Here is a 21,831-nt window from a genome sequence, read left to right as displayed (position 1 = left end):
ACGAGGGCGAACCGGCCGGCCGATACGCCGGGTTCTGTCGTGGACGGCCATCTCTCTCGGGGATGCATCGCTGCAGCCCTCTAGCGACCTACCCGCGGATGGGACGAGCAGCCCCGTGATCCGCTGTCTGGTCTTGCTCCGGGCGAGGTTTGCCTAGCCGCCGCGCTCGCACGCGACGCTGGTGGGCTCTTGCCCCACCGTTTCACTCCTGGCCTGCCGGGATCGAGACCCCGGCAGGTGGACCTGCTCTCTGTTGCACTTTCTCGCGGGTTCCCCCGGGTGGACGTTATCCACCGCCCTGCTCTGCGGAGCCCGGACGTTCCTCGGCGCGGCAGGGGCCCGGAGGCCACCGCCGCGACGCGGCCGCCTGGCCGACCGATTCGCTGCCCCCAGGGTACCGCGCGGGACGCGTGCAGTTTCTGGTCTCGGTGCAACTACCATCGAGCGAGTGACTGCTCCCGCCGCTCCCGCCGCCGTCCCCGTCGCTCCGGCCTCCGCACGGCTCCGCCGCCGCTCGATGCTCGCCTCCGCGGTGGGCAACGGCCTGGAGTGGTTCGACTGGAACATCTACGTCGTCTTCACGGCCTACCTCACCACGAACCTGTTCGACCGGCAGGACCCGGGCTCGGCGCTGCTCATGACCTTCGCGATCTTCGGCGTCGGCTTCGTCTTCCGGCCGCTCGGCGGCGTGCTCGCCGGCTACCTCGCCGACCGCTTCGGGCGCCGCTGGGTGATGATCTCGACGATGCTCACGATGAGCGGCGCGTCGCTGCTCATCGCCGTGCTGCCCACCTTCGAGTCGGTGGGCGTGCTCGCCTCCGTGCTGCTGCTCGTCGCCCGGCTCGCCCAGGGCGTCGCCCACGGCGCCGAGTCGACCGCCGGCTACACCTACATCGCCGAGATCGCGCCTGCGGAGCGCCGCGGCCTGTGGTCGTCGACGCTCGCGATGGGCGTGCTCGTCGGCTCGATGCTCGCGAGCGCGCTCGGCTGGGGCCTCACGACCGGGCTCGGCACGGATGCGATGACCGAGTGGGGCTGGCGCGTGCCGTTCGGGATCGGAGCGGTGCTGGCGATCGTCGTGCTCGTGCTGCGCCGCACGATGATGGAGACCGAGCAGTTCGAGGAGGAGCTGCGGAGCGAGCCCGTCGCCGAGGCGCCCCTCGACCCCGCTGCCCGCCGCGCGATCCTGTGGGCGTCGTTCCGCGTCTTCTGGTTCGTCGGCGCGATCTCGCTCGTCTTCTACACCTGGCTGACCGCGGCCTCGTCGCTCGCGACCCTGCAGCACGGCATGGACGCATCCGCCGCCCTCGCGTCGTCGTTCGCCGCGCAGCTGCTCTGCGTGTGCCTCATGCCGCTCATGGGCTGGCTGAGCGACCGGATCGGCCGGCGGCCGGTGGCGCTGGGCTTCTCGCTCGGGTTCGTGGTGCTGAGCTTCCCGCTCATGGGGCTCATCTCGTCGGAGCCGTGGACGCTGCTCGTCGCGCAGTCGATCGCGCTCGCGTTGGTCGCGATGGGCAACTCGATCTACTCGGCGCTGCTCGCCGAGCAGTTCCCGACCCGCTACCGTGCGAAGGGCATCGGCATCGCCATGTCGCTGTCGGTGGCGGTCTTCGGCGGCAGCGCGCTCTACCTCAACCAGTGGCTGTTCGGCGCCGGGCTGCAGTGGGTCTTCATCCTCTACTTCGTGCTCGTCGCCCTCGCGTCGGCGGTCGCCGTCTGGCTCATGCCGGAGACGAAGGGCATCGACCTCGGCTCGGTCGGGCAGCGGGAGCCGGCGCCGCTCAGCCGCTGACCGGCGCCCGGTAGTAGGCCGTCGAGTGGAGCGGCCGACCGCCGAAGCGCGCGAACTGCCGCGCGGAGCCGAGGTTGAGCCGGCCGACCTGCGTCGAGCGGAGCGTCGCGCAGCCGAGCTCGGCGAGGTTCGCGTGCAGGCGCCGGCTCAGGAGCGTCACGATGCCCCTGCCCTGCGCGTCGTGCCGCGCGCCCTGCACCACGAGCACCGCCTCCCGCCGCAGCTCGCGCCGGCGCGCGACGAGCGCCCACGCCTCGCTCGGGCCGAGCCGGCCGCCGGAGCGCTGCAGCAGGGGGCTCGCGTCGAGCACCGCGAGCACGAAGGCGACGGGCACCTCGTCCTCGTCGCGGGCGATGAGGAACAGCCCCTCCTCGTGCAGCAGCCACATGCCGGCCGTCCACTCATCGAGCTCGGCCTTGCTGAGCGGCGTGAAGTACGGCAGCTGCGCGAAGGAGTCGTTCAGCAGCGGCAGCAGGGCGCGCATGCCCTGCGCGAGCCCCACGCGCGTCACCTCGTCGATGCGGATCCCGGCCGCGTCGAGCTCGGCGTCGCTCGGCCCCTCCTCGTCGACCACGTCGACGATCCAGGTGTCGGCCTCGTACCAGCGGCGCATCCCGCGCTCCTCGAGCGCCTCGGGCACCCACGCGGGGTTCCACGGCGCATCCAGGAACCCGCGCTCCTCGAACGCCCCCGTCACCGCGCCCCCGGACTGGGCGGGCAGCAGCTGCGCCGGACCGAACAGCTCCGACGCGCCGCTCGCGCGCGCGCGCCGATCGGCCTCGTCGAGCAGCGCGTGCAGGACGGGCGCGTCGGTCGCGGCGATGGCGCCGAACACCTGCGCGCGCGTGCCGAGGCGCGCGTCGAGCCGGTCGTCGCGATGCACGACCGCGCGGCCGACGGGCCGCTCGCCGTCGAGCGCGAGGAGGAGCGAGACCGGATGCGGATGCGAGGAGGTGCCGCGGAACCAGTCGCGCAGGCGGCGCTCGCGCAGCGGCACCGCCCGCCCGCCGTGGGTGTCGAGGCCCAGCCGCACGAAGGCGTCGAAGGCCGCCCGATCGGCGACGTCCACGACCCGCATCGCGACCATCCCCGCTGGAGCGGCTAGATGCCGCTCTCCTCCGTGCGGACGAGGATGGCGGAGGAGTTGGGGTCGAGGATGACCTCGTCGTCGGGCGCCTGCCGGATCTGGTGCAGCTCGGAGGCCGTGAGCTCGACGCCGGAGGCCACCGACGTGCGCCGCTGCAGCAGGGTCGCGCCGATGCCGTAGCGCTCGCGCTGGCGCTCGTACAGCGCCAGCAGGTCGGCCGGCACGGGGGCCGCCCGCTCGTCGCGCTCGGCCCGCGCCTCGGCGAGCTCCGCCTCGATGCCCGCGGCCTGCTCGTCGCGCTCCGCGGCGAGCCGCTCGCGCTCGGCGCGCGCGGCGCCGGCCTCGGCGCGCGCCGCGGCGAGCGCGGCCTCCGCGTCCTCCTGCGCCTGCATGGCCTCGAGCTCGAGGTCCTCGAGCGTGCTGCGGCGGCGCTCGAGCGTGACGATCTCGTGCTCGGTCGCGGTCGCCGTCTTCGAGTCGGTCACCGTCTCGAGCCGCGTGCGGTCCTTCGCGAGGCGCGCCTCGACGAGCTGCACGTCGCTCTCGATGCGGCGGACCTCGGCCGAGGCGTCGTCGAGCGCGCCGAGCCGGTCGAGCACCGCCCGGTCGAGCACCGCGAGCTGCGCGTCGAGCTCCTCGATGCGCTTGGTCTGCGGCAGCGCGCGCCGCTTCGCCAGCAGCCGCATGATCCGGGTGTCCACGTCCTGCAGCGTCAGCAGCAGCCGCTGGTCGCCGTTCGTCGCCTTCAGTGCCATGCGTGCTCCTCCTGCGGGACCGCGAAGTCCCATGGGTCAGTCCTGGTCTCGCTCACGACCACCTCGACGCCCGGGAGCGCGGCGCTCAGCTGCTCGGCGGCGGGCCGCAGCCACAGCGACTCGCTCGCCCAGTGCGAGACGTCGACGAGCGCGGGGCCCTCGCCGGCGGCGTGCCGCTCGCGCGCGTCGGAGGCGGGGTGGTGGCGCAGGTCGCTCGTGATGTAGACGTCGGCGTCCGCGACCGCGCGCTCGCGCAGCAGCGAGTCGCCGGCGCCGCCGCAGATGGCGACGCGGCGCACCCGGCGGGCCGGGTCGCCCGCCGCTCGCACGCCGCCGGCCACCGGCGGGAGCAGGCCCGCGAGGGTGCGCACGAGGTCACCGAGCGCGACCGGCTCGGGCAGGTCGCCGACGCGGCCGAGGCCCTTCGCGTCGTCGACGCGGTTCACGACGATGGGGGTCGCGCCCTGCAGGCCGAGCATCGAGGCGAGCTCGCCGCTCGTGCCGCGGTCGACGGCGTCGGCGTTCGTGTGGGCCGCGAGGAGCGCGACCCGCTCGCGCACGAGCCGCGTGATGACGCGCCCGGCCGGGGTCGTCGCGGCGACGCTCGTCGCGCCGCGCAGCAGTAGCGGGTGGTGCACGAGCAGCAGGTCGGCGCCGCGCGCGACCGCCTCGGCGGCGGTCGCCTCGACGGCGTCGACGGCCAGCAGCACGCGCCGCACCTCGTCGACGGGGTCGCCCGCGACGAGGCCCACGGCGTCCCAGTCCTCGGCGGTCGCGGCGGGCCAGAGCGACTCGACCGCGCGCTGGACATCGGCGACGCTCGTCATGCGCTCCATCCTAGGGACGCGGGGCGGATGCGCCGACGCGGCCCGGCGGGCGGGCCGGACTGCGCTCGGTGAGCCTGGACGGGATCGAACCGCCGACATCCACGGTGTAAGCGTGGCGCTCTGCCAGCTGAGCTACAGGCTCCGGGGTGCTCTACCGTCTCACGCGACCCGCGCGAGCGCATCCCGGTACGCATCCATGTCGCGCGACTCGGAGGTGCTGACCCGGAAGTGCGCCGCGATGCGGCCGTCGCGGTCGACGACGTAGGTCGCGCGGGTCGCGATGCCGCGCTCGGGGAGGAACGCGCCGTACGCCTGCGCGACGGCGCCGTGCGGCCAGAAGTCGCTCAGCAGGCGGAACTCGAAGCCCTCCTGCTCGGCGAAGACCGCGAGCGACGCCGCCGTGTCGACGGAGATCGCGAGCACCTCGGCGTCGGCGCCGGTGAAGTCGGCGAGCTCGTCGCGGATCGAGCAGAGCTCGCCCGTGCAGCGGCCGGTGAAGGCGAGCGGGTAGAAGACGAGCACGACCGGCCTGCCGCGCAGCTCCGAGAGCGTGACGGCCTCGCCGGTGTGGTCGGTGAGCGTGAAGTCGGGAGCCTCGTCGCCGATCTGGAGTGCCATGCGCTCCATGCTGGCAGAGGCGTCGCGGGCGCGGCGACGAGGGCGCGCTGGCGGGATCGGCCCGGTGGCTAGAGTGGACGGGCGAGCGCCACGCACCCAGGGGTGCCGCAGGAGACGACGTCAGGAGCATCGGTGCTGAACGACCAGGACCCCTACTCGGGCCACACGGACGACACGGACCCCAGCGAGACCGCTGAGTGGCAGGAGTCGCTCTCGCAGCTGGTCGCCGCGAACGGCCCCCAGCGCGGCCGCGAGATCATGCTGAGCCTGCTCAAGCGCTCCAAGGAGCTGCACCTGGGCGTGCCGATGGTGCCGACCACCGACTACATCAACACCATCGCGCCCGAGAGCGAGCCGGAGTTCCCCGGCGACGAGCAGATCGAGCGCACCTACCGACGCTGGATCCGCTGGAACGCGGCGATCATGGTGCACCGCGCGCAGGCGCCCGGCATCGGCGTCGGCGGCCACATCTCGACCTACGCGTCCTCCGCGTCGCTGTACGAGGTCGGCCTCAACCACTTCTTCCGCGGCTACGACGCCCCCGGCGGCGGCGACCAGATCTTCTACCAGGGCCACGCCTCCCCCGGCATGTACGCCCGCGCGTTCCTCGAGGGCCGCCTCACCGAGGCGCAGATGGACGGCTTCCGCCAGGAGAAGTCGAAGGCGCCGCACGGCCTGCCCTCGTACCCGCACCCGCGGATGATGCCCGAGTTCTGGCAGTTCCCGACCGTGTCGATGGGCCTCGGGCCGATCGACGCCATCTACCAGGCGCAGGCCAACCGCTACCTCGCGAACCGCGGCATCAAGGACGCCGCCGACTCGCAGGTGTGGGCCTTCCTCGGCGACGGCGAGATGGACGAGGTCGAGTCGCGCGGCGCGCTGCAGCTCGCCGCCAACGACGGCCTCGACAACCTCAACTTCGTCATCAACGCCAACCTCCAGCGCCTCGACGGCCCGGTGCGCGGCAACGGCAAGATCATCCAGGAGCTGGAGTCGTTCTTCCGCGGCGCCGGCTGGAACGTCATCAAGGTCGTCTGGGGCCGCGAGTGGGACGACCTGCTCGCCCGCGACCACGACGGCGCGCTCCGCAACCTCATGAACGTCACGCCCGACGGCGACTACCAGACGTACAAGGCCGAGTCCGGCCTGTTCGTGCGCGAGCACTTCTTCGGCCGCGACCCGCGCACCGCCGAGATGGTCAAGGACATGACCGACGACGAGATCTGGAGCCTCAAGCGCGGCGGCCACGACTACCGCAAGGTCTACGCGGCCTACAAGGCGGCGAGCGAGCACAAGGGCCAGCCGACCGTCATCATCGCGAAGACAATCAAGGGCTACGGCCTCGGCAAGCACTTCGAGGCGCGGAACGCCACGCACCAGATGAAGAAGCTCACGCTCGACGACCTCAAGACCTTCCGCGACTACCTGCAGCTCGACATCTCCGACAAGCAGCTCGAGGCCGACCCGTACAACCCGCCGTACTTCCACCCCGGCCAGGACTCGCCCGAGATCCAGTACATGCTCGAGCGCCGGCGCGAGCTCGGCGGCTTCACGCCCGAGCGCCGCGCGAAGCACACGATCATCCCGCTGCCCGAGGCGAAGACCTACGACATGCCGAAGAAGGGTTCCGGCAAGCAGCAGGTCGCCACCACGATGGCGTTCGTGCGGCTGCTGAAGGACCTGCTGCGCGACAAGGGCTGGGGCGAGCGCATCGTGCCGATCATCCCCGACGAGGCGCGCACGTTCGGCATCGACGCCTTCTTCCCGACGGCCAAGATCTACAACCCCCACGGCCAGAACTACACCTCGGTCGACCGCGACCTGCTCCTGAAGTACCGCGAGGCGCCCGACGGCCAGATCGTGCACGTCGGCATCAACGAGGCGGGCGCGATGGCCGCGTTCATCGCGGCCGGCACGTCGTACTCGACGCACGGCGAGCCGCTCGTGCCGATCTACGTCTTCTACTCGATGTTCGGCTTCCAGCGCACCGGCGACTCCATCTGGGCGGCCGCCGACCAGATGACGCGCGGCTTCCTCATCGGCGCGACCGCGGGCCGCACGACGCTCGCGGGCGAGGGCACCCAGCACGCCGACGGCCACTCGCCGCTCATCGCGTCGACGAACCCGTCGGTGCTCGCCTACGACCCGGCCTACGGCTACGAGATCGCGCACATCACGCAGATGGGCCTCGAGCGCATGTACGGCGAGTCGCCCGAGGACGTCATGGTGTACCTCACCGTCTACAACGAGCCGATGGTGCAGCCCGCCGAGCCGGCCGACGTCGACGTGGAGGGCATCCGCCGCGGCATCCACCGCGTCTCGACGAGCGACCACCACCCGGTCAAGGTGCAGCTGCTCGGCTCGGGCGTCGCCCTGCCGTGGCTGCACCACGCGCAGGAGCTGCTCGGCAGCGACTGGGGCGTCTCGGCCGACATCTGGTCGGTCACCTCGTGGAGCGAGCTGCGCCGCGACGGCCTCGACGCCGACCGGCACAACTTCCTGCACCCGCAGGGCGAGGCGCGCGTGCCGTACGTCACGCAGCGCCTGTCGGAGGCCGAGGGCCCCTTCGTCGCCACCACCGACTACATGCGGGCGGTCCCGGACCAGATCCGCGAGTGGGTGCCCGGCGACTACGCGACGCTCGGCGCCGACGGCTTCGGCTTCGCCGACACCCGCGCCGCCGCCCGCCGCTTCTTCACGATCGACAGCCACTCGGTCGTGGTGCGCGCGCTCGACGCGCTCTCGAAGCAGGGCAAGGTGCCGCTCGGCATGGTGCAGCAGGCGATCGACAAGTACAGCCTCCACGACGTGAACGCCGGCGAGTCGGGCACCGTCGGCGGGGACGCCTAGGCCACGGCGCTGGACGCCGCGGCGGAGCTCCAGGCGCAGCAGCTCGCGTGGCTGCGGCGCATCTCGGGCGACCTCTCGACGCAGGTGACGCGGGCGCTCGACGACCGGCTGCCCTGGTACCGCACGATGCCGCCCTCGCGGCGGAGCGCGGTGGGGCTCGTCGCGCAGTCGGGCATCTCGTCCTTCATCGCGTGGCACGAGGATCCCGAGGCGCAGCCGTGGATCGCCGCCGACGTCTTCGCGGCGGCGCCCCGGGAGCTGCTGCGCAGCGTGAGCCTGCAGCAGACGCTGCAGCTGATCCGCACCGTGGTGTCGGTCTTCGAGGAGCGCATCGGCGACGCCGACCCGGCGATGCGCGAGCCGATCCTGCGCTACTCGCGGGAGATCGCGTTCGCGGCGGCCGACGTCTACGCCCGCGCGGCCGAGTCGCGTGGCCTGTGGGACGCCCGGCTCGAGGCGCTCGTGGTCGACTCGATCCTCACCGGCGAGCACGACGACGAGCTGCCGAGCCGCTCCGCCGCGCTCGGCTGGCACGGGCGCGGCGAGTGCGCCGTGCTCGTGGGCCTCGCGCCGCGCCAGCTCGACGTCGACATCATCCGCCGCCGGGCGAGGCATGCCGGATGCGACGTGCTGGTCGGGGTGCAGGGCTCCCGGCTCGTCGTCGTCATCGGCCGCGCCGCCGCGGAGGACGAGGAGGGCCCGAGCGGCCCGATCGAGTTCATCGCGGTCGCCGAGCAGCTCGCGGAGGCGTTCGGCGACGGCCACCTGGTGCTGGGCCCCGCCGTGCCGAGCATCGTCGAGGCGGCGCGCAGCGCCAAGGCCGCGCTCGCGGGCTTCGCCGTCGCCGACGCGTGGCGGCGCACGCCCCGCCCGGTGCGGGCCGACGACCTGCTGCCCGAGCGGGCGCTCGCCGGCGACCCGCTGGCCCGGCAGGAGCTCGTGCGCAGCATCTACCAGCCGCTGCGCGACCACTCGAGCGACCTGCTCGCGACCCTCGCGTGCTACCTCGACACCGGCCGCTCGCTCGAGGCGACCGCGCGCGAGCTCTTCGTGCACCCCAACACCGTGCGCTACCGCCTGAAGCGCATCAGCGAGATCATCGGCTGGGACGCGACGGGCGCCAGGGAGGCGCTCGCGCTGCACACGGCGATCATCCTCGGCGCCATCCACGACGCCTCGCGGGAGCGCGCCCAGCGTGCGCCGCAGCCGACGCGCCATGCCGTCCGGGGCAAGGGCGCGGTGGGAGGATGAGGCACGTGATCGTCATCGTCGCTCCCGGCCAGGGCTCGCAGAAGCCCGGCTTCCTCTCCCCCTGGCTCGAGCTGCCGGGCGTGCCCGAGCGGCTCGCCGCGCTCGGCGAGGCGGCCGGCGTCGACCTCGTGCAGCACGGCACGGTCAGCGACGCCGACACCATCCGCGACACGCTCGTCGCGCAGCCGCTCATCGTCGCCGCCGGCATCCTCGCGCTCGACGCGCTCGGCGAGAGCGCCAGCCTCGCGGGCGGCGTCGCCGGGCACTCCGTCGGCGAGATCACCGCGGCCGTGGCCGCGGGCGTGCTCGCGGCCGAGGACGCGATGGCGCTCGTCGGCGAGCGCGCGCGGGCGATGGCGGATGCGGCGGCCGAGACCCCGACGGGCATGGTCGCGGTGCTCGGGGCCGACGAGGCCGCGCTCGAGGCCCGGCTCGCCGAGCTCGGCCTGCAGCCGGCCAACTACAACGGCGGCGGGCAGATCGTCGTCGCCGGCGCGCTCGACGCGCTCGCGGCCCTCGCCGAGGCGCCGCCCGAGCGCGCGCGGGTCATCCCGCTGCAGACCGCGGGCGCGTTCCACACGAGCTACATGGCCCCCGCCGTCGAGCGCTTCCGCGCGCGCGCCGCCGCCACTCGGGCCTCCGACCCGACCACCACCCTCTGGACGAACCGGGACGGCAGCGCCGTCGCATCCGGCACCGACTTCCTCGACCTGGTCGTCGGCCAGGTCTCGAGCCCGGTGCGCTGGGACCGCTGCATGGCCGCCTTCCAGGAGGCCGGCGTCACGGGCATCGTCGAGCTCGCCCCCGCCGGCGCGCTCGTCGGGCTCGCGAAGCGCGGCCTGCGCGGCGTGCCCGCGGTCGGCATCACCACCCCCGACGACCTGCCCGCAGCCGTCCGGCTGCTCGAGAGCGGAGCCGCAGCATGACCACCCTCGCAAGCCTCCCCACCCGTGCCGGGTCGCGCATCCTCTCCGTGGGCGCCGCCCGCGGCGAGGTCGTGGTGCCGAACGAGGAGCTCGTCGGCCCGATCGACTCCTCCGACGAGTGGATCCGGCAGCGCACCGGCATCATCACGCGCGTGCGCGCCGGCGAGGGCGTGCAGGCGGTCGACCTCGCCGAGACCGCCTCGCGCGAGGCGCTCGAGCGCGCGGGCCTGACGGGCTCGCAGATCGACGCCGTCATCGTCTCGACGATCAGCAACACCGTGCAGACGCCCTCGATGGCGGCTCTGCTGACCGAGCGGCTCGGCGCCACGCCCGCCCCCGCGTTCGACATCTCCGCCGCCTGCGCGGGCTACGCCTACGGCGTCGCCCAGGCCGACGCGCTCGTGCGCAGCGGCATGGCCGAGCACGTGCTGGTCGTGGGCGTCGAGAAGCTCTCGGAGATCATCGACCCGACCGACCGCTCGATCAGCTTCCTGCTCGGCGACGGCGCGGGCGCCGTCGTGATCGGCGCCGCCGACGAGCCGGGCATCAGCCCCTCGGTGTGGGGCTCCGACGGCTCCCACTGGGAGACCATCCGGATGACGAACTCGCTCGGCTCGATGCGCGACGGCGAGCCGTGGCCCACGCTGCGCCAGGACGGCCAGAAGGTCTTCCGCTGGGCGGTGTGGGAGATGGCGAAGAAGGCGCGAGAGGCGCTCGACGCCGCCGGCGTCGAGCCGGCCGACCTCGCCGCGTTCATCCCGCACCAGGCGAACATGCGCATCATCGACGAGTTCGCGAAGCAGCTGCAGCTGCCCGACTCCGTCGTCATCGCGCGCGACATCGCGACGACCGGCAACACGTCGGCCGCGTCGATCCCCCTCGCGATGCACCGCATCCTCGAGGAGCACCCTGAGCTGTCGGGCGGGCTGGCGCTGCAGATCGGCTTCGGCGCGGGCCTCGTATACGGCGCCCAGGTCGTGGTCCTCCCCTAGACTGCAACCCGTCCACCAGACAGAAGGAGACAACCCGATGGCTTACACCAAGGACGAGGTCCTGGCAGGGCTCGCCGACCTCGTGAACGACGAGACTGGCATCGCGACCGAGAACGTGCAGCTCGAGAAGTCGTTCACCGACGACCTCGACATCGACTCGATCTCGATGATGACGATCGTCGTGAACGCCGAGGAGAAGTTCGACGTGAAGATCCCGGACGACGAGGTCAAGAACCTCAAGACCGTCCAGGACGCCGTCGACTACATCACGGGCGCCCAGGCGGCCTGAGCCCCCACGGGCCGAGACCACGCGTGCGGCCGGGCGACCGGCCGCACGCTGCATCTGCGAGGAGAGCCATGACGAAGAAGATCGTCATCACCGGCATCGGCGCCACGTCGCCGCTCGGCGGCACCGCCCGCGAGAGCTGGGAGGCGCTGCTCGCCGGCGACTCCGGCGCGCGCAGCCTCGAGCACGACTGGGTGGCCACGTACGACCTGCCGGTTACGTTCGCCGCCGAGGCGAAGGTGCGCCCCGACACGGTGCTCGAGCGCCCCGTCGCCAAGCGCCTCGACCCGTCGAGCCAGCTCGCGCTCGTCGCGGCCAAGGAGGCCTTCGCCGACGCCGGCTCCCCCGACGTGCCCTCCGAGCGGCTCGGCGTCGACTTCTCGACCGGCATCGGCGGCGTCTGGACGCTGCTCGACGCGTGGGACACGCTGCGCGAGAAGGGCCCGCGGCGCGTCATGCCGATGACGGTGCCCATGCTCATGCCGAACGCCCCCGCCGCGGCCGTCTCCATGCACTTCGAGGCTCGCTCCTACGCCCGCACGGTCGCCTCCGCGTGCGCCTCGAGCACCGAGGCCATCGCGAACGCCTACGAGCACCTGCAGGCCGGGCTCGCCGACGTCGTGATCGCCGGCGGCAGCGAGTCGGCGATCCACCCGATCACCATCGCCTCCTTCGCCTCCATGCAGGCGCTCTCGCGCCGCAACGACGACCCGGCCACCGCATCCCGCCCCTACGACGTCACCCGCGACGGGTTCGTCATGGGCGAGGGCGCGGCGGCGCTCGTGCTCGAGACCGAGGAGCACGCGCTCGCGCGCGGCGCCCGCATCTACGCCGAGCTCGCCGGCGGCGGCGTGACCGCCGACTCGCACCACATCACGGCCCCCGAGCCCGAGGGCCTCGGCGCGAGCCGTGCCGTGCAGCTCGCGCTCGACGCGGCCGGCGCCACCGCCGACGACGTGACCCACATCAACGCGCACGCGACGTCGACGCCCGTCGGCGACGTCGCCGAGGTGCGCGCGATGCACCGCATCTTCGGCGACCGCATCCGCGAGATCCCCGTCTCGGCGACGAAGGCCGCGCACGGCCACCTGCTCGGCGGTACGGGCGCGCTCGAGGCGATGTTCGCGACGCTCGCGATCGTCGAGCGCCAGGCGCCCCCGACGATCAACGTCACCGAGCAGGACCCGGACGCTCCGCTGCGCATCTCGCCCGAGCCGATGCCGCTCGGCGACGAGCCGCAGCTCGTGATCTCGAACTCGTTCGGGTTCGGCGGCCACAACGCGGTGATCGCGATCCGCTCGGTCTGACGCCGGCCGCGCCGACGCCGAGGGCCCCGCTGTACGCAGCGGGGCCCTCAGCCGTTGCGGGGAGTCGAGAGGCTCAGCCGACGCGGTGCAGCCAGACGACGGGCGACGCGTCGGAGGCGTGCCGGTAGGCCTCGAGGTCGCGGTCCCACGGCCCCCCCATGGCGTCGTCGAGCTCGGCGAGCAGGGCGCGCGCGTCGGGGCCCGCGGCCTCGATGGCGGCGCGGATGCGGTCCTCGGGCACGACGACGGAGCCTGCGGCGTCGATGCGCGCGGCCGTGATGCCGAGCTGCGGCGCGTGCATCCAGCGCATGCCGTCGGAGCCCGGCACCGGATCCTCGGTGACCTCGAAGCGCACGTCGCGCCAGCCGGCGAGCGCGCTCGCGATCGCCGCGCCCGTGCCGACCGGGCCCGACCAGTGCACCTCGCTGCGCTCGGCGCCGGGCTCCGCGGGCTGGCTCTGCCAGATGAAGCGGAGCGCGTCGCCGACGGCGCTGCCGACGGCCCACTCCAGGTGGGTGCGCAGGGCGCGCTGGGACGCGTGGATCCAGACGACCCCCGTCGTGGTCGCGGGACGTCGTCTGAGCGTGTTCGCAGCAGTCATCGTCTCTCCCTCGTTCGATACGACTTCCCCATCGGTCGAACGATCCGGACGATGCCAGCGATCCTCTCATACGCCTGCCGGGAGTGACAACCGTGTCATTCCCGGAGCGCGGTCACCCTTCGCCGAAGGCGGGCCGCCGCTCCCCGGCGCGGATCGGGAACGGGAGCCGGTTGCCCGCCGGCGGCATCGGGCAGTTGAACTGGTCGCTCATCGCGCACGGCGGCACGATGGCCCGGTTGAAGTCGAGGTCGACCGAGCCGTCGTGGCGCGGCTTCACGAACAGGAAGCGGCCCACCTCGTAGGTCTCGTCGCCGGTCGTCGCGTCGGCGAAGACGATCTGGAGGCTGTCGCCGTCGGGCAGCGCCACCAGCTCGACCTCGGACCCGTCGTGCTCGAAGCGGATCGTGCCGGGCGAGACGGCCCGGCGGAGCGAGCCGCCCTGCGTCTTGCCGTGCTCGAACTCGACGCCGCCCTCGACCGGCTCGAAGGTGCCGTGCTTCACCCACGCGGGGTCGAAGTCGTAGGCCTCGATGCCGGTGAAGCCGCGCTCGTCGGCGGCCTCCGCGTCCCACACCCGCAGCGCGAAGCGGCCGTGGAAGTCGGGGCCGATCACGAAGGCGGTGCGCCGGTCGTCGAAGCGCACCGAGCTGGGCGTCATGGAGTCGTGGCTGCAGACGATCGCGTCGCCGTCGACGGTCTGGCCGTCGACGATGATCCCGGCCGACGCATCCGCCGTCACCTGCAGGCCGTCGGCGGTCGGCGACGGCGACCACGTGCCCGGCACGCCCTCGATCGAGGTGGGCTCGGAGACCCACGCGGTCGCCACGAGCGCGATGGCGCCCTGCGGTCCGCGCACGCCCTGATCGCGCTTCTGGCGGAACGCGGCGTAGGCGCTGCGGGCGTCGTCGGCGGCGGCCGGCACGGCAGTCTCGGTCATGCTTCCACCCTACCGACGGGAGCCGACGCGACCTCCCGCGCCGGAGCCGCCGGGCGCTCGCCCGATGTCGGGCGCCGGCCGTAGGGTCGCACCATGGACGCCCTCCCCTCGCTCGGCCTCATCCTCCCGCCCGACGTGCCGCCCGAGCGCATCGTGCCGCTCGCCCGCGCCGCCGAGGGCCTGGGCGTCGGCGAGGTGTGGCTGTGGGAGGACTGCTTCGCCGAGTCGGGCGTGTCGCCCGCAGCCGCCGTGCTCGCGGCCACCGAGCGGCTGCGCGTCGGGCTCGGGCTCATGCCGGTGCCCTTGAGGGCCGTCGCGCTGACCGCGATGGAGGTCGCGACGCTCGCGCGCATGTTCCCCGGCCGCTTCCTGCCCGGCATCGGCCATGGCGTGCTCGAGTGGATGGGGCAGGCGGGCGTGCGCGCCGCGTCGCCGCTCACGCTGCTGCGCGAGCACGCCCAGGCGCTGCGGGCGCTGCTCGCCGGCGACGAGCTCTCGGTGGAGGGCCGCTACGTGCGGCTCGACCGCGTGCAGCTGCGGTGGCCCCCGGCAGAGGTGCCGCCGCTGCTCATCGGCGGCGGCGGGCCGAAGACGCTCGCGCTCGCGGGCGAGCTCGGCGACGGCGTGATCCTCGCCGGCGACCTGGGCGATCCCGCGGCCGTCGACACGACGCGCGCGGCGGTCGAGACCGTGCGCGCCGCGCGCGCGGCCGCCGGCCTCGCGTCACCGGCCGCGATCGTGCAGTTCGCGCAGGTGCCGGCGGATGCGTCGGCCGACGAGGTCGCGCGGCTCGCGGCCGCGCTCGCGCGCGCGGGCGCGACGAGCGTGCCGCTGCTCGCCCTCGAGCGCGACGGCCGGCCCTCGACCGGCGACGGCATCGAGCGCCTCGCCCGCACCATCGCGGCGCTCGGCGGCTGAGCCCCTGAGCGCGGGCTCGCCGCCTCAGCTGTTGCGGCCGCGTGCTGCCACGCGCCACGTGGCCGACGGCGCCGCGTCGCCCGCGCGGTCGAAGACCTGCAGCTCGTCGACGAGGTTGACGGCCATGCACACGTGATTCGGCACGAGCCGCACGGTCGCGCCGAGCGGCGGCAGCGCATCCCCCTCCCCGAGCTCCGCGACCGCGTGGTGCTCGCTCAGCTGCACGATGCGCGCCTCGGGGTGGTCGAGCAGGCGGCCGTGCCCCGTGGCCCAGGGCGCGCGATCGGGGCCGAGCACCTTCGACCCCGCGTCGAGCACGAGCCTGCCGCCGGCATGCGAGACGACGGTGGCGTGCGCGGTCAGCGCGATCTCGGCCGCGTCCATGGCGCCCAGCTCCCACTGCTGCGCGTCGCCGAAGACGGTGACGCCCGGCCGCAGCTCGGTGACCGGCGAGTCGAGCTCGAGCGCGGCGGCGAAGCTCGGTGTGGAGCCGCCCGAGACCACGAGCGGTGTCGCGCCGGCCGCACGCATGCCGTGCACGGCGACGGTGAGCGCCTCGGCCTCCTGCCGGGCGGCCTCCGCGCGGGCGCCCGGCGCGTACGCGTGGCCGGGGAAGGCGAACACGCCCTCGACCTCGATGCCGGCCTGCACCGCGGCCGCGGCCACCGCGCCCGCCTCGGTCGGCGCGCAGCCGGAGCGGTGGTGGCCGGCGTCGACCTCGACCCGCACGGCGATGCGCCCGGCGAGGCCGGCCCGCGCGACGCGCTCGACGGCGGCGACCGAGTCGACGCCGATCGAGATGGCGGCGCCGCGCGCGGCGAGGGCCCTGAGGCGCGCCGCGCGCGGCGGGTCGATCCACAGCGGGTAGGCGATGCAGAGGTCGTCGAGCCCGGCTGCGGCGAAGACCTCGGCCTCGCCGATCGTGGCCACCGTGAGCCCGTGCGCCCCCGCCGCCACCTGCATCCGGCCGATCTCGATCGTCTTGTGCGTCTTCGCGTGGGGCCGGAGCGCCAGGCCGCGCGCCGACGCGGCGTCGGCCACGCGCGCGATGTTGGCCTGCATCCGCTCGAGGTCGACGGCGAGGTACGGCGTGGTCGGCGGCATGGCTCGATGCTAGGCCGCGGCACGCCCGCGGCGGCATCTTGACCGCGTCCCGGGGCAGGCGGATCATGAGACCCACCGGGCCGAGGGAGCACACCATGCAGGCCGTCAGGAAGTCCATCCGAGGGCCGCTGGCGGTCGCCGCCGTCGCCGCCCTCCTGCTGTCGCCGGCGCTGCCGGCCGTCGCCGCGGAGCCCGACCGGCAGGTCGTCGCGCGCGGCTCCGAGTGGCACGTCGCCGGCGGCCCCACGTTCACCTTCGGGCGCAGCTCCGACGTGCAGGTGATGGGCGACTGGGACGACAACGGGTCGCGCACGCCGGGCGTCTTCCGCGCGGGCACCTGGTACCTGCGCAACAGCCTGAGCGGCGGGGCGGCCGACGTCGTCGTCTCGTTCGGCAGGGATGGCGACAAGCCCGTCGTCGGCGACTGGGACGGCGACGGCCGCACCGGGATCGGCATCGTGCGCGGCGGCACGTGGCACCTGCGCAGCAGCCTCTCGAGCGGGGTCGCCGAGACGACCTTCTCGTTCGGGCGGCCCGGCGACACGCCCGTCGCGGGCGACTGGGACGGCGCGGCGGGCGACGGCATCGGCGTCGTGCGTGCGGGCGGCTGGTACCTGCGGAACGCCGCGGGCGGCGGCGCCGCCGACCTCGCCTTCGGCTACGGCATGGCGGGCGACATCCCGGTGACCGGCGACTGGAACGGCGACGGGCGCACCGGCATCGGGGTCGTGCGCGGCACGACCTGGTACCTCAAGGAGGTGCCGGGCTCCGGCGCGGCGACGCGCTCGTCGATCTACGGGCGCTGCGGCGACGGGGTGCTCAGCACGCACTCGGCGCGCACCGAGCCCGGCGTGCCGCTGTCGTTCGGGGGCACGGAGTGGACCGAGCTGCCGACCTCGCAGCGGGTCGTCGCGCTCACCTTCGACGCGGGTGCCAACGCGGCGGGCCTGCCGTCGATCCTGTCGACGCTCCGTGCCACCGACACGCCTGCGACGTTCTTCCTCACGGGCGCCTGGGCGCAGTCGTTCCCGGCGCGCGCGGCCGAGATCGGGCGCGACTACCCGATCGGCAACCACACCCAGACGCATCCCGACCTCACGACGCTCTCGAGCGCCGCGGTGCGGTCGCAGATCGTCTCGGCCGACACCTCCATCCGCGCGACGGCCGGCGTCGACCCGCGGCCCTGGTTCCGGTTCCCCTTCGGGGCGAGGGATGCGCGGACGCAGTCGATCATGACGTGCCTCGACTACGGGTCGGTGCGCTGGACCGTCGACACGCTCGGCTGGCAGGGCACCTCCGGGGGCCAGAGCTCGACGACGGTGCTGAACCGGGTGCTGGCGAGCCTGCAGCCGGGCGAGATCGTGCTCATGCACGTCGGCTCGCACCCGACCGACGGCAGCACGCTCGACGCGGATGCGCTGCCGGCCATCATCCGCGAGGTCGAGGCGCGCGGCTACCGCTTCGTCGACCTGGACGACTTCCGCTGACCCGCCTCACGATCCGCGCCCCGCGAGACTAGGCTCCGGCGCATGGACATGCTCACGGGCGAGCAGATCGTCGCCGCCAACCTGACCGACTGGCGCAAGCTCGCGCAGGGGCTGCACGCCCGCTACCTGGTGGACGGCTTCAGCACCGGCGCGCGCTTCGTCGCGGCGGTGGCCGAGGCCGGCGATGCCGTCGGGCACCACCCGAGCGTCGCCATCGGGCACGGGCACGTCGACCTGAAGCTCAGCAGCGACGACGCGGTCTACCGCGACGTCGAGGGCTCCGAGCACCTCGTCGAGTGGGTGACGCAGCAGGACGTCGAGCTCGCGCGGCGGATCACCGAGGTCGCGGCCGAGCATCGGCTCGCGGCCGACCCCGCCGCGGTGAGCGTCATCGAGCTCGGCCTCGACACCGCGCAGTCCGCCGCGATCGCGCCCGTCTGGGCGGCGCTCCTCACCGGCCGCGCCGACGCGCAGGGCCACGGCTCCCCGAGCGACGAGATCCGGGATGCGTCGGGCCGGGTGCCGAACCTCTGGTTCGGCGACGCCCTCGAGCACGCCGGCTCGCGGCAGCGGTTCCACCTCGAGGTCTACGTCGCGCCCGAGGCGGCCCAGGAGCGCATCGCGGCAGCCCTCGCTGCGGGCGGCACCGTCGCCGACGACAGCGACGCGCCCTCGCTCACCGTGATCGCCGACCAGGACGGCAACCAGGGCGTCATCTGCATCGACGCATCCGCGGCGAACCGGTAGGGGCGCGCAGCGCCTGCGTCGCCCTACCGGTGCTCGAACAGCAGCGCGTGGACGATGTGCGAGAGCTCCTCCGGGTCCACCTCGGGGTGGCTCTCGGCCCAGGCCTGCAGCAGGGGTGCGTAGACGGTCAGCATCGGGCCGGGCGGGTCGGGCACGGCTTGCGCCTCTCGCCAGAGCTCAGCGATCCGCTCCCACAGCGCGGGTGCTCGGTCGGCGCCGACAGCTGCAGCGAAGCGCTCCTCGATCGACGCGGGGTCGGGGACGCCGTCGCGGCGGTCGCGGTGGTATGCAGCGGCCGCCTCGCGCCGCGCGCGCATCGCCGCTCGGAGCTCCTCGTCGATCATGGATGCATCTCCTCTCGCGCCGCTGAGGACGGCGCGCGTCTCGACGGTAGGGCGGACGGGACGTGCATGCCGGTCCGGACCGGCATGCAGAGGGCAGCGTCCGTTCCGACCGTAGGGCGGACGGGACTTGAACCCGTGACCGAGGGATTATGAGTCCCCTGCTCTGACCAGCTGAGCTACCGCCCCGAGGCCTCCCGGCCCATCCGCCGATCCTAGTCGGCGAGCTCCACGCGGGTCTCGGGGTCGCGGATGTCCTCGCCGCGGTAGAGGCGCTCGAAGGCGGTGATCGTGGTCTCGATGTCGTGCGGCGCGACGATCTCGAGGCTGTGGCGCTGGAACGCGCCGTACTCCTCGTCGCTCAGGCGCAGCACGCGCTCGAGCTTCTCGGCCATGTCGGTCGCGTCGTCGGGGCGGAAGAGCCAGCCGTTCGCGCCGTCGCGCACGAGGTGCGGCAGCGCCATCGCGTCGGCGGCGACGACCGGCAGGCCCGTCGCCATGGCCTCCATCGTCGCGATCGACTGCAGCTCGGCCGTCGACGGCATCGCGAAGACCTCGGCGGCGCGCAGGCGGTCGCGGAGCTCCGTGTCGCTCACGAAGCCCGTGAGCGTGACGCGGTCGGCGACGTGCAGGTCGCGCGCGAGCGCGGCGAGCTCGTCGATCTGGTCGCCGCCGCCGACGATGTCGAGGTGCCAGTCGAGGTCGTCAGGCAGCTGCGCGACCGCACGCACGAGCGTGTCGAGCCGCTTCTCGGTCGTCACCCGGCCGACGAAGACGATGCGGCCGTGCTGGCGCTCGGGGTTGGGCGCGTACTCGTCGCCCGGCAGGCCGCAGGAGATCGCGTGCACGCCGGTGAGCCCGGTCTTGCGCTCGAGGTAGTCGGCGCTGCGGCGCGTCGGCGTCGTGACGACGTCGCACCGGCCGAAGACCGTCGCCGCATCGCCCCAGGCGAAGTCGACCGCGGGCGCGTGCAGCGCGCGCGGGATGTTCGAGTGGTCCATCAGGTTCTCGAACATCAGGTGGTTCGTGCCGATGACGCGGATGCCGCGCTTCTTGGCCTCGGTCGAGAACGCGCGCCCGAGCACGAGGTGCGACTGGAAGTGCACGACGTCGGGCCGCAGCGCGTCGAGCAGCGACGCCGCGTTCTGCCAGACGCGCCACGGCGAGGCGAAGCGCAGCCACTCGTGGCCCGGGTACAGCAGCGACCGCAGGCGGTGCACGCTGAAGCGCTGCCCCTCGTGCTCCTCGACGCGCGTGCCGTGGCGGCCGCGTCCGAGCGCCGACGCGACGACGTGCACCTCGTGCCCGCGGGCGGTGAGGCGCGCGGCGAGCCTGGTGGTGAACTTCGCGGCGCCGTTGACGTCGGGCGCGAAGGTGTCGGTGGCGATGAGGATGCGCAGGGGCCGGTCGGTCATTGGTCCTCCTCGGGCGCTGTCGCCAGCGACCGGATCTGTGGGTGGTGCCTGGCCAGCTGGAGGACGCCCGTGACGGCGATCGCTCCAGCGGCGGCGAACACGATGATGGCCCACGGCGGGGTCGCCGAGGCCTCGCCGAGCACCGTGACGCCGATGAGCACGGCGACGAGCGGGTCGATGACGGTGAGGCCGGCGATGACGAGGTCGGGCGGGCCGGAGGCGTGCGCGAGCTGCACGGCGTAGCTGCCGACGAGCATCGCGATCACGAGCGCGACGGCGCACACGATCGTGAGCCAGTCGAACTGGCTGGAGATGATGCGGTTGATGACGATCTTCGAGAGCGTCACCACGAAGCCGTAGAGCACGCCGGCGGCCAGGATGTAGAAGAACGCGTTCGCGCGGTGCCGGAACCACCACCAGGCGGCGCCGAGCCCGGCGAGCGCGACGACGAGCAGGGCGAGCACCGTCAGCAGCTGCTGGTCGCGGATGGGCCGCTCGACGGCGAAGATGGCCGCCACGGTGACGAAGATGCCGATGCCCGTCAGGCACAGCGCGATCGCCCGGATCGTGCGGTGGTCGAGCCGGATGCCGGCCAGGCGTGCGTTGAGGATGGCGGTGACCACGAGCGCGACGGCGCCCAGCGGCTGCACCACGATGAGCGGCGCGAGGGCGAGCGCGCCCAGCTGCATGACGATCGCGAGGCCGAGCAGCAGCGTGCCCACGACCCAGGCGGGGTTGCGCACGAGGCGCAGCATCGCCGAGCCGCCGAGGTGGGCGCCGCGCTGGTCGCCGCCCTCGAAGTGGCCGACGCCGCGGTGCTGGAACTGCGTGCCCACCGACAGGAACACCGCTCCCACGATCGCGACCGGGATCCCGAGCGCCTGCATCGGCGTCAGCGAGATCTCCGCGGCGAGATCGTCGAGGGCGGTGAAGAGCACCCGATGAACCTACCGCCGCAGCCGTCGATACCCTGGACGACATGACCGTTCTGCCCATCTGCATCACGGGCGAGCCCGTCCTCCACCGCGTCGCCGACCCTGTGCGCGCCTTCGACGACGAGCTGGCCGCGCTGGTCGCCGACATGTTCGCCACCATGGAGGCCGCCCCCGGCGTCGGCCTCGCCGCCCCGCAGATCGGGCTCGCGAAGCGCCTGTTCGTCTACGACTGGACCGACGCCGACGGCGTCCGCACGCGCGGCGTCGCCGCGAACCCGGAGCTGTGGATCTCGCCGCTGCCCGTCGGCCTCCCCGGCGAGGACGACGAGGAGGGCTGCCTCTCCATCCCCGGCGAGCGCTTCGCGCTGCTGCGCGCCGAGCGCGCGCTGCTGCGGGCCCAGGACGAGCGCGGCGAGCACTACGAGCTCGAGGCCTCCGGCTGGCTCGCGCGCATCCTGCAGCACGAGTTCGACCACCTGAACGGCATCCTCTACGCCGACCGGCTGGATGCGTTCGGCACGAAGGGCGTGCAGAAGGCGATCAAGCGCAACAAGTGGGGCGTCGAGGGGCTCACGTGGATGCCGGGCGAGGACGACCTCGAGGGCTGAGGCGCCCGCCGATGTGACCCCCGCCCGGACGGGATGCTACGCTTGTC

Annotated in this window: 21 protein-coding genes, 2 tRNA genes and 1 other RNA gene; 11 read left to right on the top strand and 13 right to left on the bottom strand. The window is 73.7% G+C overall.

What is annotated here, in order from left to right:
* Positions 1-7 precede the first annotated feature (7 nt).
* An RNA gene (rnpB, locus tag AC1RNL_RS04290) (RNase P RNA component class A) lies at positions 8-379 on the bottom strand.
* Between the two features lie 69 nt (positions 380-448).
* Between rnpB and AC1RNL_RS04285 the strand changes: the two genes are divergently transcribed.
* The gene (locus AC1RNL_RS04285) at positions 449-1,792 is read left to right on the top strand and encodes an MFS transporter (protein ID WP_492934547.1); all 1,344 of its coding nucleotides are present in this window, start codon (positions 449-451) and stop codon (positions 1,790-1,792) included.
* On the opposite strand, the gene AC1RNL_RS04280 is transcribed toward AC1RNL_RS04285, so the two are convergent.
* The 5 genes from AC1RNL_RS04280 to AC1RNL_RS04260 form a co-directional block, all read right to left on the bottom strand.
* Entirely contained in the window at positions 1,782-2,870 is a 1,089-nt protein-coding gene (locus AC1RNL_RS04280) for a hypothetical protein (RefSeq protein ID WP_310124933.1), read from the bottom strand. The genes AC1RNL_RS04285 and AC1RNL_RS04280 overlap by 11 nt on opposite strands.
* A 23-nt stretch (positions 2,871-2,893) precedes the next feature.
* Complete coding sequence (locus AC1RNL_RS04275) at positions 2,894-3,634, bottom strand: zinc ribbon domain-containing protein (protein ID WP_492934546.1); 741 nt, start codon at positions 3,632-3,634, stop codon at positions 2,894-2,896.
* Complete coding sequence (locus AC1RNL_RS04270; RefSeq protein WP_492934545.1) at positions 3,625-4,470, bottom strand: Nif3-like dinuclear metal center hexameric protein; 846 nt, start codon at positions 4,468-4,470, stop codon at positions 3,625-3,627. Before AC1RNL_RS04270 ends, AC1RNL_RS04275 begins: the two co-directional genes overlap by 10 nt.
* Positions 4,471-4,530: 60 nt before the next feature.
* A tRNA-Val gene (locus AC1RNL_RS04265) sits at positions 4,531-4,603 on the bottom strand.
* 17 nt (positions 4,604-4,620) lie between these two features.
* Positions 4,621-5,079: a peroxiredoxin gene (locus AC1RNL_RS04260; protein WP_400530495.1), complete on the bottom strand. Its 459-nt coding sequence runs from the start codon at positions 5,077-5,079 to the stop codon at positions 4,621-4,623.
* Between the two features lie 132 nt (positions 5,080-5,211).
* On the opposite strand from AC1RNL_RS04260, the gene aceE reads away from it, so the two are divergent.
* From aceE to AC1RNL_RS04230, 6 genes are all read left to right on the top strand, one after another.
* Positions 5,212-7,929, top strand: a complete 2,718-nt coding sequence (aceE, locus tag AC1RNL_RS04255) for a pyruvate dehydrogenase (acetyl-transferring), homodimeric type (protein WP_492934544.1) — start codon at positions 5,212-5,214, stop codon at positions 7,927-7,929.
* 84 nt (positions 7,930-8,013) lie between these two features.
* Positions 8,014-9,180, top strand: coding sequence for a PucR family transcriptional regulator (locus AC1RNL_RS04250; RefSeq protein ID WP_225792734.1), 1,167 nt, complete (start codon positions 8,014-8,016; stop codon positions 9,178-9,180).
* Positions 9,181-9,185: 5 nt separating this feature from the next.
* Complete coding sequence (locus AC1RNL_RS04245) at positions 9,186-10,106, top strand: ACP S-malonyltransferase (RefSeq protein ID WP_492934543.1); 921 nt, start codon at positions 9,186-9,188, stop codon at positions 10,104-10,106.
* Positions 10,103-11,098 carry a beta-ketoacyl-ACP synthase III gene (locus AC1RNL_RS04240; RefSeq protein WP_310124918.1) on the top strand — a complete coding sequence of 332 codons (996 nt, stop codon included), beginning with the start codon at positions 10,103-10,105 and terminating at the stop codon, positions 11,096-11,098. Before AC1RNL_RS04245 ends, AC1RNL_RS04240 begins: the two co-directional genes overlap by 4 nt.
* Before the next feature lie 37 nt (positions 11,099-11,135).
* The gene (locus tag AC1RNL_RS04235; RefSeq protein ID WP_128188656.1) at positions 11,136-11,387 is read left to right on the top strand and encodes an acyl carrier protein; all 252 of its coding nucleotides are present in this window, start codon (positions 11,136-11,138) and stop codon (positions 11,385-11,387) included.
* 68 nt (positions 11,388-11,455) lie between these two features.
* Complete coding sequence (locus AC1RNL_RS04230; protein WP_492934542.1) at positions 11,456-12,691, top strand: beta-ketoacyl-[acyl-carrier-protein] synthase family protein; 1,236 nt, start codon at positions 11,456-11,458, stop codon at positions 12,689-12,691.
* 73 nt (positions 12,692-12,764) lie between these two features.
* Here the strand turns inward: AC1RNL_RS04230 and AC1RNL_RS04225 are convergent, their stop codons facing one another.
* Entirely contained in the window at positions 12,765-13,292 is a 528-nt protein-coding gene (locus AC1RNL_RS04225) for a DUF3145 family protein (RefSeq protein WP_492934541.1), read from the bottom strand.
* 112 nt (positions 13,293-13,404) lie between these two features.
* A complete protein-coding gene (locus tag AC1RNL_RS04220; RefSeq protein ID WP_492934540.1) occupies positions 13,405-14,229 on the bottom strand; it encodes a DUF1684 domain-containing protein in 825 nt (274 codons plus the stop codon).
* Between the two features lie 93 nt (positions 14,230-14,322).
* Here AC1RNL_RS04220 and AC1RNL_RS04215 point away from each other — a divergent pair, with 93 nt between their 5' ends.
* Complete coding sequence (locus AC1RNL_RS04215) at positions 14,323-15,147, top strand: LLM class flavin-dependent oxidoreductase (protein ID WP_492934539.1); 825 nt, start codon at positions 14,323-14,325, stop codon at positions 15,145-15,147.
* Between the two features lie 24 nt (positions 15,148-15,171).
* On the opposite strand, the gene AC1RNL_RS04210 is transcribed toward AC1RNL_RS04215, so the two are convergent.
* Positions 15,172-16,251 carry an alanine racemase gene (locus AC1RNL_RS04210; protein WP_492934538.1) on the bottom strand — a complete coding sequence of 360 codons (1,080 nt, stop codon included), beginning with the start codon at positions 16,249-16,251 and terminating at the stop codon, positions 15,172-15,174.
* A gap of 95 nt (positions 16,252-16,346) precedes the next feature.
* On the opposite strand from AC1RNL_RS04210, the gene AC1RNL_RS04205 reads away from it, so the two are divergent.
* Together AC1RNL_RS04205 and AC1RNL_RS04200 are read left to right on the top strand one after the other, a co-directional pair.
* The gene (locus AC1RNL_RS04205; protein ID WP_492934537.1) at positions 16,347-17,738 is read left to right on the top strand and encodes a polysaccharide deacetylase family protein; all 1,392 of its coding nucleotides are present in this window, start codon (positions 16,347-16,349) and stop codon (positions 17,736-17,738) included.
* A gap of 42 nt (positions 17,739-17,780) precedes the next feature.
* Positions 17,781-18,485: a 4a-hydroxytetrahydrobiopterin dehydratase gene (locus tag AC1RNL_RS04200; RefSeq protein ID WP_492934536.1), complete on the top strand. Its 705-nt coding sequence runs from the start codon at positions 17,781-17,783 to the stop codon at positions 18,483-18,485.
* Between the two features lie 23 nt (positions 18,486-18,508).
* Here the strand turns inward: AC1RNL_RS04200 and AC1RNL_RS04195 are convergent, their stop codons facing one another.
* The 4 genes from AC1RNL_RS04195 to AC1RNL_RS04180 form a co-directional block, all read right to left on the bottom strand.
* Complete coding sequence (locus AC1RNL_RS04195) at positions 18,509-18,829, bottom strand: hypothetical protein (protein ID WP_492934535.1); 321 nt, start codon at positions 18,827-18,829, stop codon at positions 18,509-18,511.
* Between the two features lie 112 nt (positions 18,830-18,941).
* Positions 18,942-19,015, bottom strand: a tRNA-Ile gene (locus AC1RNL_RS04190).
* Positions 19,016-19,041: 26 nt separating this feature from the next.
* Positions 19,042-20,241, bottom strand: coding sequence for a glycosyltransferase (locus AC1RNL_RS04185; RefSeq protein WP_492934534.1), 1,200 nt, complete (start codon positions 20,239-20,241; stop codon positions 19,042-19,044).
* Positions 20,238-21,179, bottom strand: coding sequence for a DMT family transporter (locus AC1RNL_RS04180; protein ID WP_492934533.1), 942 nt, complete (start codon positions 21,177-21,179; stop codon positions 20,238-20,240). The genes AC1RNL_RS04185 and AC1RNL_RS04180 overlap by 4 nt, the downstream gene beginning before the upstream one ends.
* 41 nt (positions 21,180-21,220) lie before the next feature.
* Here AC1RNL_RS04180 and def point away from each other — a divergent pair, with 41 nt between their 5' ends.
* Entirely contained in the window at positions 21,221-21,784 is a 564-nt protein-coding gene (gene def / locus AC1RNL_RS04175; RefSeq protein WP_492934532.1) for a peptide deformylase, read from the top strand.
* Positions 21,785-21,831 lie beyond the last annotated feature (47 nt).

The sequence above is a fragment of the Agrococcus sp. GW821-FHT14H11 genome (assembly GCF_058803545.1).
The sequence above is the reverse complement of the archived record's forward strand: the minus strand, read 5'-3'. Positions and strand labels throughout refer to the sequence as shown.